Annotated in this window: 1 pseudogene; it reads left to right on the plus strand. The window is 50.0% G+C overall.

From position 1 onward, the window contains the following. Positions 1–226 (plus strand): annotated as a pseudogene (locus ACM615_RS24230) (hypothetical protein); the annotation flags it as partial.

The following is a 226-nucleotide window of genomic DNA, read 5'->3' on the forward strand; positions in this document are numbered from 1 at the left end:
GATGGTCTACGAAGACAGCGAAAACGAAGGTTTCTTCGGTGGCGCCACCAAGACGATCTCGGAAGCGACGCAGCAAAAGGTCGATGCTGAAATCCGCAACATTCTCGACAAGCAATATGCTTTGGCGCGTACTTTGCTGGAAAGCAACCGCGACAAGGTCGAAATGATGACCAAGGCCTTGCTGGAATGGGAAACCATTGATGCAGAGCAAATCAATGACATCATG

It is taken from the genome of Rahnella sp. PAMC25617, from assembly GCF_050606005.1.
GTDB lineage: Bacteria > Pseudomonadota > Gammaproteobacteria > Enterobacterales > Enterobacteriaceae > Rahnella > Rahnella variigena.